14 protein-coding genes are annotated in these 13,114 nt (G+C 39.2%); all 14 read right to left on the reverse strand.

Features of this window, described 5'->3' with window-relative positions; all coding sequences use genetic code 11:
* Positions 1 to 19 precede the first annotated feature (19 nt).
* Positions 20 to 1,204: a pyridoxal phosphate-dependent aminotransferase gene (locus QNI29_RS11380; RefSeq protein ID WP_231416607.1), complete on the reverse strand. Its 1,185-nt coding sequence runs from the start codon at positions 1,202 to 1,204 to the stop codon at positions 20 to 22.
* Positions 1,205 to 1,232: 28 nt separating this feature from the next.
* Positions 1,233 to 1,760, reverse strand: a complete 528-nt coding sequence (locus QNI29_RS11385; RefSeq protein ID WP_231416608.1) for a cell wall elongation regulator TseB-like domain-containing protein — start codon at positions 1,758 to 1,760, stop codon at positions 1,233 to 1,235.
* The gene (locus QNI29_RS11390; protein ID WP_231416610.1) at positions 1,720 to 1,893 is read right to left on the reverse strand and encodes a YpmA family protein; all 174 of its coding nucleotides are present in this window, start codon (positions 1,891 to 1,893) and stop codon (positions 1,720 to 1,722) included. The genes QNI29_RS11385 and QNI29_RS11390 overlap by 41 nt, the downstream gene beginning before the upstream one ends.
* Positions 1,894 to 2,205: 312 nt before the next feature.
* Positions 2,206 to 2,991: a ComEC/Rec2 family competence protein gene (locus tag QNI29_RS11395; protein ID WP_231416612.1), complete on the reverse strand. Its 786-nt coding sequence runs from the start codon at positions 2,989 to 2,991 to the stop codon at positions 2,206 to 2,208.
* A 58-nt stretch (positions 2,992 to 3,049) separates the two neighbouring features.
* Positions 3,050 to 5,851: an ATP-dependent DNA helicase DinG gene (gene dinG, locus QNI29_RS11400; protein WP_231416614.1), complete on the reverse strand. Its 2,802-nt coding sequence runs from the start codon at positions 5,849 to 5,851 to the stop codon at positions 3,050 to 3,052.
* Positions 5,852 to 6,112: 261 nt separating this feature from the next.
* Positions 6,113 to 6,496: an aspartate 1-decarboxylase gene (gene panD / locus QNI29_RS11405; RefSeq protein WP_231416615.1), complete on the reverse strand. Its 384-nt coding sequence runs from the start codon at positions 6,494 to 6,496 to the stop codon at positions 6,113 to 6,115.
* Positions 6,497 to 6,516: 20 nt separating this feature from the next.
* Complete coding sequence (gene panC / locus QNI29_RS11410; protein ID WP_231416617.1) at positions 6,517 to 7,365, reverse strand: pantoate--beta-alanine ligase; 849 nt, start codon at positions 7,363 to 7,365, stop codon at positions 6,517 to 6,519.
* Entirely contained in the window at positions 7,362 to 8,201 is an 840-nt protein-coding gene (panB, locus tag QNI29_RS11415) for a 3-methyl-2-oxobutanoate hydroxymethyltransferase (protein ID WP_231416618.1), read from the reverse strand. Before panB ends, panC begins: the two co-directional genes overlap by 4 nt.
* Positions 8,201 to 9,190: a biotin--[acetyl-CoA-carboxylase] ligase gene (locus QNI29_RS11420; protein WP_231416620.1), complete on the reverse strand. Its 990-nt coding sequence runs from the start codon at positions 9,188 to 9,190 to the stop codon at positions 8,201 to 8,203. The genes panB and QNI29_RS11420 overlap by 1 nt, the downstream gene beginning before the upstream one ends.
* Entirely contained in the window at positions 9,166 to 10,377 is a 1,212-nt protein-coding gene (locus QNI29_RS11425; RefSeq protein ID WP_231416621.1) for a CCA tRNA nucleotidyltransferase, read from the reverse strand. Before QNI29_RS11425 ends, QNI29_RS11420 begins: the two co-directional genes overlap by 25 nt.
* Entirely contained in the window at positions 10,374 to 11,510 is a 1,137-nt protein-coding gene (gene bshA / locus QNI29_RS11430; RefSeq protein ID WP_231416622.1) for an N-acetyl-alpha-D-glucosaminyl L-malate synthase BshA, read from the reverse strand. The genes QNI29_RS11425 and bshA overlap by 4 nt, the downstream gene beginning before the upstream one ends.
* Positions 11,511 to 11,517: 7 nt before the next feature.
* Positions 11,518 to 11,931 carry a methylglyoxal synthase gene (mgsA, locus tag QNI29_RS11435; RefSeq protein WP_231416623.1) on the reverse strand — a complete coding sequence of 138 codons (414 nt, stop codon included), beginning with the start codon at positions 11,929 to 11,931 and terminating at the stop codon, positions 11,518 to 11,520.
* 13 nt (positions 11,932 to 11,944) lie between these two features.
* A complete protein-coding gene (gene dapB / locus QNI29_RS11440) occupies positions 11,945 to 12,745 on the reverse strand; it encodes a 4-hydroxy-tetrahydrodipicolinate reductase (RefSeq protein ID WP_231416624.1) in 801 nt (266 codons plus the stop codon).
* Positions 12,738 to 13,100: a nucleotide pyrophosphohydrolase gene (locus QNI29_RS11445; RefSeq protein ID WP_231416625.1), complete on the reverse strand. Its 363-nt coding sequence runs from the start codon at positions 13,098 to 13,100 to the stop codon at positions 12,738 to 12,740. The genes dapB and QNI29_RS11445 overlap by 8 nt, the downstream gene beginning before the upstream one ends.
* Positions 13,101 to 13,114: the final 14 nt, after the last annotated feature.

The following is a 13,114-nucleotide window of genomic DNA, read 5'->3' on the forward strand; positions in this document are numbered from 1 at the left end:
ATCTTTCCCTCCAAAAAACTTATGATTGATGCTTTTTAACAAATCGATGAATCCGTTTCGCTGCTTCTTCTAATTGATCAAGAGAAGTTGCATATGATAAACGCACGTTTTGGTCTGCCCCGAACCCTGATCCTGGAACAAGTGCAACTTTTTCTTCTTCTAGAATCGCTTTTACCCAATCATCTACTGAATCGTAACCATTAGCTTGAACAGCTTCTGATACATTCGGGAACAAATAAAACGCTCCCTGCGGTTTAACACATGTTATACCAGGAATAGCTGTTATCCAACCGTAAAGCTTTTCTAAACGTTCACTAAAAGCCTTTTTCATGTTTACCACTTCATCTTGAGATGAAGTATAGGCTGCTAAAGCTGCGTATTGGGCTACTGAGGTAGGATTAGATGTTGAATGGGAAGCGAGATTTGTCATAGCTTTAATGACTTTTTTACTTCCTACAGCATATCCAATTCTCCAACCGGTCATAGCATGTGATTTCGATACACCGTTAATAATGATTGTTCGGTCTTTTAATTCTTGAGATAATTGTGCTACTGATGTATGAGATTCATCTCCATATATGAGCGTTTCATAGATCTCGTCTGATACAATCGTGATATCACGGCGCTCACATACTTCCCCAAGTGCTTCTAATTCACCTTTGGAATAAACCATACCAGTTGGGTTAGACGGGGAATTAATAATGACGGCCTTTGTCTTATCTGTAATCGCTTGCTCTAATTCATCCGGAGTCAATTTAAATTGATTCTCCTCCTTAGCTGAAACGATAACAGGCTTGCCACCAGCTAACTTAATTTGTTCAGGATAACTTACCCAATAAGGAGCTGGAACAATAACTTCATCGCCCTCGTTTAGTAAGACTTGAAATAGTGTATATAAGGCGTGTTTGGCCCCAGTAGTGACAATAACCTGATCAAGTTCATATGTAAGACCCTGATCGTGCTGAAACTTGTTTACAATGGCCTGCTTTAGTTCTTTGATGCCGCCAGAAGGGGTATATTTCGTCTTCCCATCAAACATTGCTTTACTCGCTGCATGTAAGATATGCTCTGGTGTATTAAAATCAGGCTCACCTGCACCAAGTCCAATCACATCATGGCCTTGTGCCTTTAGCTCATTAGCTTTTGCTGTTATTGCCAGTGTACTTGAAGGTGTTATTGTCTGAACGCGTTTTGCCAATTCCATTTCGATAAGCCCTCCTCATATACGTCTGTTATTTTAAACGGAAAACTTCATAACGCTTCCCATTCTCCATTTTATAGTAGTCAAATACATAACGGTTGTCTTCATCTTTATAGGTTATCTCCCATAATGGAACATCCTGATGAATGGCAGGCTTGATTTCAATAAAGGTACAACTCATGCATTGATCACTCCAAAGTCGTTGCATGGTCTCCTTAGAAGTTATTTCCTGCCCGGTTACATAAATTACTTCTTCTTTTTCATTTCCTTCTGTAACAGGGATAAAGGCCATACCCTTCTCTCCATTGTCATCCACGCCTGCTACTATATCATATTGATGCATTCCATGGTAGCGGGAAACAGAATTTACGGATGTTAAGGATGTTTCTGCTTGAGCTATTTCCTTTGAAGGGTTAAAAGATGCTGTTTTATCATCTTGAATGACATAATACAGATATCCTAAATACCCCAACACTAACGTAATAATAATTACAGAAGCTAAAAGGAGTTTGCCCGACTTATGTTCTATAGATGGTAAATACAGCCGTATTCTCATCATTCTCATCCAATGCTAATCCAAACATTAAATTTTGGTCTTTTAAAGTACGATTTAATGAATCCACGATCTTATACAGGTCATTTGATTTCTCAACCCGAACCGTAGACATGACTTCTACTCTTTGTTCCTCCATAATAACCCTCCGTCTGTCAATCGTTCTTTCTAGTGCTTATCAAATTTTGGATCACATATTTCTCCATGAAAGTGCACATCATAAAGGTACACCAATGGAAAGCACCTTTTTATTATAACAATGATCCATTGACAATTTGATGATAAGCTACACATTTTTTCAAAATTTCTTCCTAACCCATTCTTGCTGCACGAAGTTATTCGTGCAGTTTTTTTTAGGTTTTGAAGGCTTTTACCTTTTATATGTGCTGGTTACATTGGCTTTACAAATACATTATTTAAAGGGAAAAAGCTCACCTATTGTGAGCCTTTTCTAAGACAATACTTCATAGTCCTCAAGATTACAAAAAATTGTCGTCGTTCCTGTCTTCTTTAATTGATATACTTCAATCCACGATTCATGTAATCGCTCTAAAAGACCTTCATTAGGGCGTGCCCCTTTAAGCGGATAGACCATAGCCACATGAGGATCCACTTCTTCGAGGAAATGAAGGGTTGGTGATTGTGTACGTGCATAATCAGCTATCTTAATAACCTCTGCTTTTAACGGATAACTATTCGCAATTTTTTGCTCTAATTCCATATCTCCGCTGGCTAAATACATGAGCGAAGTCTTCCCATACATAAAGAATAAGCTCATATCACTACCGTCTATTGAAGGTAAAACACGAACAGACAATCCAGGATTCAGTTCATGCAGCTCTCCCTCTTTCCAAATCACTTCTTTAGCATGATTACTTGATTCTGCACACAGCTTCTTTTCGCTCATTCCATGAATCACAGCATCCACATGATATCTCTCTACAATTCTTGAAGTATTTCCACATGTAGAAGGTTCTTGATTCGTTAGGATTATGGAGTCTAACTGGTCAACACCAATATTGGCCAACTGTTCCAATAGTTTCTCTTCACTTGCTTTTGAAGCTGTATTAACCAAAAAATCCTTCCCTCTGCCAGTTTGGATAAGCATGGCCTCTCCATCGGGAAGAGAAAGAAAAACGAATATAGCTTCATTCTTATCCAGTATCATCCGTTCAGCGTCAACCTGCTGTCCATGAATAGAGAAAATGACGAAGAACATGATAAGTAATCTTCTCATACTAGTCACACCCTTACGTAAACTACACCTTTAGGATGTGCTTTTTTCCGTCAGTCTATTATAGCCAGTCTTGTGCTTTCTTCATCAACGTTGTTGTACTTTCGAAATGCACAGGTAAATCAGGAATGGAGTCCAAAAAGTATTTTCCATATTTCGCTTTCATAATTCGGTCGTCACATACCAATACAATTCCTCGATCAGAACTTGAACGAATTAGTCTACCAAACCCTTGCTTAAATCGAAGAACAGCATTTGGTAAGGAAAGTTCCATGAATGCATTCTTTCCTGATTCTTTTAAAGCTTGAGACTTAGCTTCATACACAGGATGGTCAGGTGGCTGGAATGGAAGGCGCACAATGACAAGTGATGTTAAATCTTCCCCTGGTATATCCACCCCTTCCCAAAAGGAGCTCGTACCAAATAGAATGGACCGATCAAATGCTTGAAAATTCTTTTTTAAGCGGGTTCGACTGCCACTGGATATCCCTTGTGCGATTAGCATAAATTCTTCTTGTTCCATTAATTCCTTCATCACATAATAGGTCTTCTTCAACATGTCATAGGATGTAAACAATACAAGCATACGCCCCTCAGTGACAGTAGCGAGAGAATAAATAGCCTCACACGTCGCGTGTATAAATGATTCTTGATCCCCATATTTAACACTAGGAAAATCATTTGGGATAAGAAGCTGCACTTGTTCCTCATACTTAAATGGAGAAGGAATTTTATATTGAATGGTTTCTTCCTTTGATAAACCTAACCGTTTTAACATAAAGGAGAAAGAATCTTTCATCGTAAGTGTAGCACTAGTAAGAATGACACTTTCTTTCTTATTAAAGAAATGTTCAGCCAACATAGAAGCTATTTCAATCGGTTCACTGTACAAGAACACAGCATTTTTTGCGCCATAAGCTTCTAATTCAATCCATTTCACAAGGTTTGCTTGATCTTCTATCAACAGTATGCGTAACCCGTCTATAATTGTCTCTAAGCGCTCCATATACATCGAAATATCTTCTGTCCACCTCATCGCTTCATTACTCGTTTCAGCCATTGTAATGTACTGCTTACAGTGATGAAGAAACTGTATGGCATCACGAAGATAAAACGAAACCCGGTGAGTCATCTCCTCAATCGTTCTCCAGGCTGATGGATCTTCTTGTTCTTTTTGGTATCGATACTGAAAGCGACCTACATCATTTAAAGAAATTTCAGCATTATGCTTCTGAATGACATAAGAGAAAATATATCGGAACAGTTCATCAGCCTCTTCTCGAATGTTTTGCATATACTGATCCCATTTGGATAAATCAAGTCGCATAGATAGCTCTGGGTAGGATGATAACATGTTGTACATCCAATCCCCTTTTTGGTTTCCGCCCATTTCATTAATTAAATATTGGATGGTTATATAGTCTAATCTCAAGCCAAAATGTTTTGCTGCAGAAGCTTCAAGGTGATGAGCCTCATCAACGATAATTTTTTTATAGGATGAAATCAATCCATTCGAACGGATAATATCCGTACACAGTAATGAATGGTTGGTTACGATAATATTTGCTTTTTGAGCTCTTTTCTTGGCTCGTTGATAGAAGGAAAGACGGTACCACGAAGACTTTGGATCAACATTTTCTGCTTCAGCAGACACTTTCCTCCAAAATATCTGTCCGCTTGAAGGCAATTGGATCTCATCCCGATCCCCTGTTGTCGTCTCGGTTAACCACACTAGAATCATGGCTTTTGTTAACACCACATCGTAGTTATCCGCTGTTGGTGAAAAAAGCTCATGCTCAAATTTCTTCAAACTAAGATAATGTTGCTTTCCTTTTAAAAGAGCCGCTTTAAACGAAAAAGGCATAGATTTCTGAAGAAAAGGGAGTTCCTTTTCAATTAACTGAGATTGTAATTGAGTCGTATGTGTACTAACAACTATTCTTTCTCCTGTCATGACTGCTTCATAAAGAGATGGTATTAAATAACCAAGCGATTTACCGGTTCCTGTCTCTGCTTCAATTAACGCATGAGAATGAGACTGAAAGGCATCATAAATGGTTGTAGCCATTTCTCTTTGGCCTTCACGGTCCTCATACCGCTCCATATACTTGTGCAAGTAACCGTTCTCTTTAAATGTGTGCTCTAAAAAGGGAGCAAAACCTTCTTGGGGTTCATCATTATTTTCATTTGGGTCTTCTTGCTTTCTGACCGCAATTCCTCTATAAAGGTCCATTTCAGAATCATCATGTACAGAAAAGGCTTTCTCATTCACGACACCTTGTAATAATTCACTGACGTCGCTTTTCAGTTTCCCTTCTAGTTGAAGTAAGTGGGACAAAGTCTCATACGGCAATCCTTTGGCTTTATGTAATAACTTCAGAAGGATTTCTCCGGTAACAAAAGCATCTGCGAGAGCCCTATGTGGGTCTTTATGTGAGACTTTAAAATATTCAGCTAACTGCCCCAATTTGTACCCAGGTGCTTGCGGCATAAGGATACGCGCTAGTTCCACCGTATCAAGCACTGGCATGGTCAGCTGCTTACCTGTCACCTCTTGAATCGCATAATTTAAAAATCCAAGATCAAATTCTACATGGTGGGCAACAAAATAAGCCCCCTCTAGTCTGGACATCACATCATCAACAATTTCATCGAATAAAGGAGCCCCCTGAACATCCTTATCTTGGATCCCAGTTAGTTGACTGATAAAACTCGGTATGGGTTGTTCAGGATGGATGAAGGATTTATATTGATCAGTTATGACGCCATCTTCAATTGTAACCATACCAATTTCAATTATTTTATCCCCTTTTTTAGGGCTATGACCTGTTGTTTCCAAATCAACAACTACAAACTTAGCCATTGGTTCACCTACTTTGCTGCATGCTTAAACTTTCTATATAGCGCCTTTGTATGTTTCCATATACTTAACTACTTTAGGACTTGAAATAAATACATCGTCACTTATCTTATATTTTCACTATAAGGAGATAAGGAATTCCTATGATCGAAAAGAAAGAGGCTGTCCCATTCAAATGAAGATGGCCCCTATACGTAGCCAGATCATCGGAAGTACAAATGGGCTACTAGTATAGGAGAGCATTCCTCTTGAACAGGACACCCTCTATATGATCGTTAATGGCGATTCTTGTTCGATCATTTCTTCAATTTCATTCTGCTCATTCATAATGGCCACTTTGGGTTGAAAGGTTTCCAATTCTTCTTCACTTAAAAGTCCATACGATACGATAATTACGATATCCCCTGGCTGCACTAGTCGAGCAGCAGCTCCATTTAAACAGATCACTCCACTGTGCCTTTCACCAGGTATCACATAAGTCTCTAAACGAGCTCCATTATTATTATTCACAATTTGCACTTGCTCATGTGGCAATATTCCAACTTCATCTAAAATATGTTGATCAATTGTGATACTACCTACATAGTTTAGGTTTGCCTCAGTAACACGGGCCCGATGAATTTTCGATTTCATCATGGTGCGAAGCATCTCTTCTCCCCCTATTATCTCTAATGAATTGACACTAAAACATTATCAATTAGCCTAGCTTTTTCAAAATTAACAGCCAAGGCTAAAATCATCTCTCCCCCACACTCATCTAATGGTTCAAGTTGTGGGTATGACAAGACATCAACATAGTCTATTTTACCATGGGTATTCGTTTTAATGAAGTACGAAACAGCCTCAATAACAGCTTGTGGGGAACTCTCCCCTTCTTCAATCAGAGATTTCCCATGGAGAAGAGCTTGATAAAGATAAGGAGCTTCTTTCCTCTCTGTAGGGCTTAAATATACATTACGACTACTCTTTGCTAGTTGGTCTACTTCTCTAACCGTTTCCACTGGTATGAGCTTAATCGGAAAATTATAATCTTCAATTAACGCATCCACCACTGCAACTTGTTGAGCATCTTTCATTCCCATATAAACTCGATCAGGCATCACAATGTTAAAAAGCTTAGCTAATACGGTTACGACCCCATCAAAATGCCCTTCACGAGATTTCCCACACATTACGTTTACTCTTCTGTGAACAGTCATTTTTACAGACTGATTTGTTGGATACATTTCTCTTACATGGGGAAAAAACAATACATCGTTTTGTTCTTCATCAGCTATACGTTTGTCTCGTCTTTCATCTCTTGGATATCGATCAAAATCTTCATTAGGCCCGAATTGCAAAGGGTTTACAAAGATACTTGTCACGACGATGTCGCACTCTTCACGAGCTTTTCTCATCAGCTGCTGATGGCCTTCATGAAGGTAGCCCATAGTTGGAACAAACCCTACCACGTTCCCTTTAAGCTTCTCATCCTTGATAAGAGATTGCATATCACCTATCTTCTCAATCACTTTCATGAACCGCTTCCCCCATATAAAGACGGAATAAGCTCTTCTTTCATTTGAAAACTATGTGAATCAGCAGGAAATTCCTTCTTTTTCACATCCTCCACATAAGAAGTTAGCGCAACTGTAATGGTAGTGTTAAGATCAGCATAGGATTTAACGAATTTCGGCAAACGTTCTACTCCATATTCCACTACATCATGATAGACCAGCACCTGTCCATCTGTGCCCACACCTGCCCCTATCCCAATGACAGGAATTGATAATTCTTCTTGGATCCTTCTGGCTAGTTGTTGAGGGACACATTCCAATACAAGAGCAATAGCTCCATTCTCTTCTACCTGCCTTGCTTCCTGTAGAAGAGTTTCAGCAGTTTCTAGATCTTTCCCTTGCACACGATACCCTCCCAACACATTTACCGATTGAGGAGTTAATCCTAAATGAGCTACTACCGGAACTCCTGACTTAGTAAGTTTGTGAATGACCGGTAGTACATCTCCAGCGCCTTCAAGTTTTAGACTTTGAGCACCCGTTTCTTGCATTAGTCGTTTGGCATTATCCATCGTCTCAGATAAGGATGAATGATAGGACATAAAGGGCATGTCCACCACCATATAAGTTTCCTTAGCGCCTCTACGTACTGCTTTTCCATGGTGAACCATATCTTCTACTGTAACAGGGATCGTAGAATCATATCCAAGCACAACCATCCCAAGAGAATCTCCAACTAAAATCATGTCAACACCAGAAGATTCAGCTAACTTTGCTGAAGGGTAATCATAAGCCGTCAGCATAACAATAGGGTCCTTTTCTTCTTTCATTTTCTTAAGCTTAGTATGGGTAAGCATCACTTTTCTCCCCTTCTCCACTTAATTTCTGCTGAATAAAGAACATGTTCTTTTCCATCCTCATCTCGCACTTTTAAGGCTCCATCATGTTCGATCCCCATAATTAAAGCATTCCATTCATGCTGATGAGTCGTGATGGTCACATACTCCCCAATTCGATAACCAAAAGCTTCCCAACGAAGTTTCACACTTCTAAAGCCTTCTTCCACAAACTCTTCGTACCGCTTTTCGAATGTACTTAGTAGGTTTTGAATCAATGACTTCAATTCCCACTCCTGTCCCGTTTCAACTTTAAGGGAAGTCGCTTGATCTTTTAAATCTTCAGGGAACTGATCAGAGCTATGATTTACGTTAATCCCGATCCCAAGCACAATATAATTTATCTGATCATGCTCTGCTTGAAGTTCTGTCAAAATACCGGACAGCTTTTTTCCTTCTGTGAGGATATCATTGGGCCACTTAATCTGAGGGGCTATACCACAATGCTTTTTAAAAACTTCGGCTAAAACAGTTGCAGCTAAAAGTGTAATTTGAGGGGACTTGTGAGGTTCAAATTTCGGACGCAAAATCATACTCATCCATATCCCATCCCCTTTTTGAGAATGCCACGTTCGATTTAATCGGCCACGCCCTCTTGTTTGCTCGTCAGCAATAATAAGCGTACCATGAGCCGCCCCTAATTGAGCTTCTTGGTGAGCAATCAATTGCGTCGATGTAACACTTTGTTTATGGATCATTTCCTGTCCAAGCCAAGCTGTATTAAGTCCCCATGACAACGTATTCTCACTTACTTTATCTGGATAGTTCACAATCTTATATCCCTTTCTCGGGGCCGCTTCTATACCATAACCATCTTTCTCAAGTTCTTTCATATGTTTCCAAACAGCTGGTCGACTAATATTCAATTGTTCTGAAAGCTTTTGTCCTGAAAGGTATTGATCAGGATGATTTGATAATATCTCAATCAGCTTTCCTCGTGTTGTTTCCATTTCTTCACCCACATTTCAATCGCTTCTTTATCATTTTGGACATTTCCTAACACAACGTCCTCTTCAATCTGATTCATGTACGTTTTTAACCATGGACCTGGTTTACAATTGGGGAACCAGCTTTTTAAATCATTTCCAGATAAGGCAAGCTCACGCTTAGAATGGATTGGGAGATCCTGAAAATTCTCTTTTAACACTTCTAGTGACACATCTTCATTGTCTATAATAGATAAAAGCCTCTGGTATGAATCTAAATGATCCTCTCCGAGTTGATAGACGATCCACTTAAATGGTTTGAAATGCCGCTTCATATAGATATTAACAAGCTGTTCTGCTTCCTTTTTTACTTTATTGGAGCACTTCCACTCTGTTGTAAATGTAGAAACCACAACTTCTGGTTTAGAGAGCACAAATATAGCAATTGCTTCCTCGATCCCTTTTAGTGGCTGAAAGGGAAGCTTATTGATCACTTTTGTTAGAGATGGGATGTTCTTAAATACTGGCAAGTAGTAGACCAAAGTGGACTCAATTAATAGAGCGAAAGAAGAATGGATATTTTCTCCTTTAACAAGTTTATCAAACTCTATTGCTATTCGTTCTACAGCTATTTTTTCCAGCAAATAGGCAGATTCTATAATGGCATTCAAGGTCATTTCACTAATTGTGAAACCGAGTTGGCTTGAAAAACGAAGAGCTCTCATCATTCGAAGGGGGTCTTCCTGAAAGCGAACTGGAGCCTCTCCGACTGTTTCGATGATAGAGTTATGAATGGCATCTTGACCGTTATAGGGGTCAATGATTTCCCCATTGAAATCCATAGCCATTGCATTCATTGTAAAGTCCCTCCTGGAAAGGTCCTCCTCTATAGTCGCTACATAGGTGACTTCATCAGGATGACGAAAATCATTGTAGTCTCCGTCTACTCGGTAAGTCGTAACCTCATAAGAATCCCCTTTATACTGAACGACGACTGTGCCATGTTCAATTCCAATTGGAATAACCTTTTCAAACAAGGCTTGCACTTGTTCCGGACGAGCAGACGTTGCGATATCAATGTCTCCAATCGTTCTCCCCATTATATGATCCCTTACAGAACCCCCGACAAAATAGGCTTCATATCCTTGCTTCATTAAAGCAAATAATACGGGCAGTGCCTTTAGAAAGGGTTGTTCTAACTTTCTCCTCATAGACGATCCACTATTAAATCTGCGTATACTTGTTCATATTGCTTTACGATGGTCTCTGAATGAAATTCATCACGAACTCGTTCTAGCCCATTTTTTGAAAATTTATCCCACTGTTCATTGCTAGATAATAACCTGATAGCGTAATCAGCAATTTCTTCGGTATCTCCTACCTCACAAATGTAACCTGTTTCATTGTGTACAATAACCTCAGGAATTCCACCAATATTCGTTCCAATACAGGGAACCCCACATGCCATAGCCTCTAATAAGACTAGGCCAAAGCTTTCTTTTTCAGATAAGAGAAGCTTCAAGTGAGAAATGGACAATAGCTCGGAAACATTTTCTTGTTTGCCTAAGAATAATACATCATCTTTAAGACCTAGTTCATTTACAAGCTGACATGTTTTATAGTAATCAGGTCCGTCCCCTACTAAAAGTAATTTAGCTTTAGAATGCTCTCGTATCGTTTTAAACGATTGGATCACATCTGGAACCCGTTTTACTTGGCGAAAATTTGAAATATGTATAATGACTTTATCATCTTCGTCAATGCCGTATTCTTCTCTTAAGTGGGATTCATCTCGCCGTCTATACTCACGTTCATCTACAAAGTTGTAAATGACATCCATATCTCTTTCCACGTGAAGCATATCTTTTGTTTGATTCACAAGACTCTCCGACACAGCTGTTACTCGGTCAGATCGCTCAATTCCGAAACGAATCATGTTTTGTAAGCTTGGGTCTACACCTAGAACCGTAATATCTGTACCGTGCAGGGTTGTAACTATCTTAACATCATGATTAATCATTTCTTTTGCTAATATGGCACAGATTGCATGAGGCATAGCGTAATGTACATGTAAAATATCAATTTTCTCACGATTAATGACTTCAGCCATTTTATTCGCTAAAGCCAAATCGTAAGGTGGATATTGAAAGACAGGATAATGCGTCATTTCCACTTCGTGATAATAAATATTAGGATAAATACGTTTTAGTCGAAAGGGGATATTTGAAGTGATAAAGTGAATCTCATATCCTCTTTCGGCTAAAAGTTTTGCAAGCTCTGTGGCAATTACCCCAGATCCACCTACCGTGGGGTAGCAGGTAATTCCGATTTTCGTTCTTTCCATATATCTTTCACCCTTGCTGCTTATTCTTGTGAATAATTTCTCTCCAATGGAAGTCACCATGTTCAATCGCTCTAACCATAATCTCTGCAGCAGCCAAATTGGTTGCAAGTGGGATCTGGTAAACATCACATAACCTCATCAACGCGCTCACGTCTGGTTCGTGAGGCTGAGCGGTTAATGGATCACGGAAAAATATAATGACATCCATATCGTTTTGCGCAACATACGCACCAATTTGTTGGTCCCCTCCAAGTGGCCCCGATTGAAAGCGATGAAGAGATAGTCCTGTAGCCTCTGTTATTTTAGTTCCAGTTGTACCTGTAGCGAATAGTTGATGTTTTTCTAATACATGCTGGTAGGCCGTAGTAAATTGAACCATATCTTCTTTCTTTTGGTCATGTGCAATTAGTGCAATATTCAAAGTGTCCCACTCCTTATTCCAATAAGTTTTCAAGACCATAAATAAATGCGTTAAGTTCCATGACTTTCTCAATCGATAATTTTACACCCGTCATAAAGGATTCACGATTAATAGAGTCGTGTTTAATTGTTAATGTTTCCCCGCTTGAACCAAACATAACTTCTTGATGAGCGACAAGTCCAGGTAAACGAACGCTATGAATGTGCATACCGTCTACATCTGCACCACGAGCACCTTCTAGCGTTTCCTTTTCATTCTCATGCCCTTGAGGCTTCTTATCACGTACTTCTTGGATCAATTCGGCTGTTTTAACCGCTGTACCACTTGGAGCATCTAACTTTTGATCATGGTGGCGTTCAATAATTTCCACATCTGGGAAGTACTTCGCTGCCCATTTAGAGAATTGCATCATAAGTACAGCTCCTAATGCAAAATTCGGGGCAATTACAACACCTAGTTCTTTCTCTTCTGTGAGTTGTTCTAATTCTTGAAGTTGCTCTTTAGTAAATCCAGTTGTGCCCACAACGGGTCTAATTCCATTCTCTAAGGCTAATTTTGTATGTTTATAACCAAACTCGGGCGTTGTAAGGTCCACTAATACATCAGCTTTTACTTCATTAAAGCACTGTTCAATATCTTCAAAGATCGGAGCTTCTATATCAGGTAAACCATCTAGATCTTTAACTTTTAAACCCCCATTTTTATGATCTACACAGGCCACTAAAGTAAAATGCTCTGTGTTGTGAATCATTTTGACAGCTTCTCTTCCCATTTTCCCTCTTGGTCCAGCTACTATAACGGATGTATTAGTCATCTTTATGTTCCTCCTCTAGGTCCTTTTTCGTCCAACGATTTTGGTCTCTTGTCTCAAATTTATTCATTACCGTTTCAAAACTATTGGTCATATCAATGTCTAAGGAGTTAGCAAAGCACATCATTACAAATAACAAATCGCCAAGTTCTTCCTCCATTGTATTTTTTTCTTCTGAGTCTTTTTTCGGCTTTTCCCCGTAGTAATGATTGACTTCGCGAGCTAGCTCTCCCACTTCCTCTGTCATCCTGGCCATCATACTTAAAGGGGAAAAATACCCTTCTTTAAATTGAGATATATAAGCATCAACACGTTCTTGCATCTCTTGAGTGGTTAATGCATTATGGTTAAATTTCATGTGAACCCTCATTT

The organism is Pontibacillus chungwhensis, assembly GCF_030166655.1.
Lineage (GTDB): Bacteria > Bacillota > Bacilli > Bacillales > BH030062 > Pontibacillus.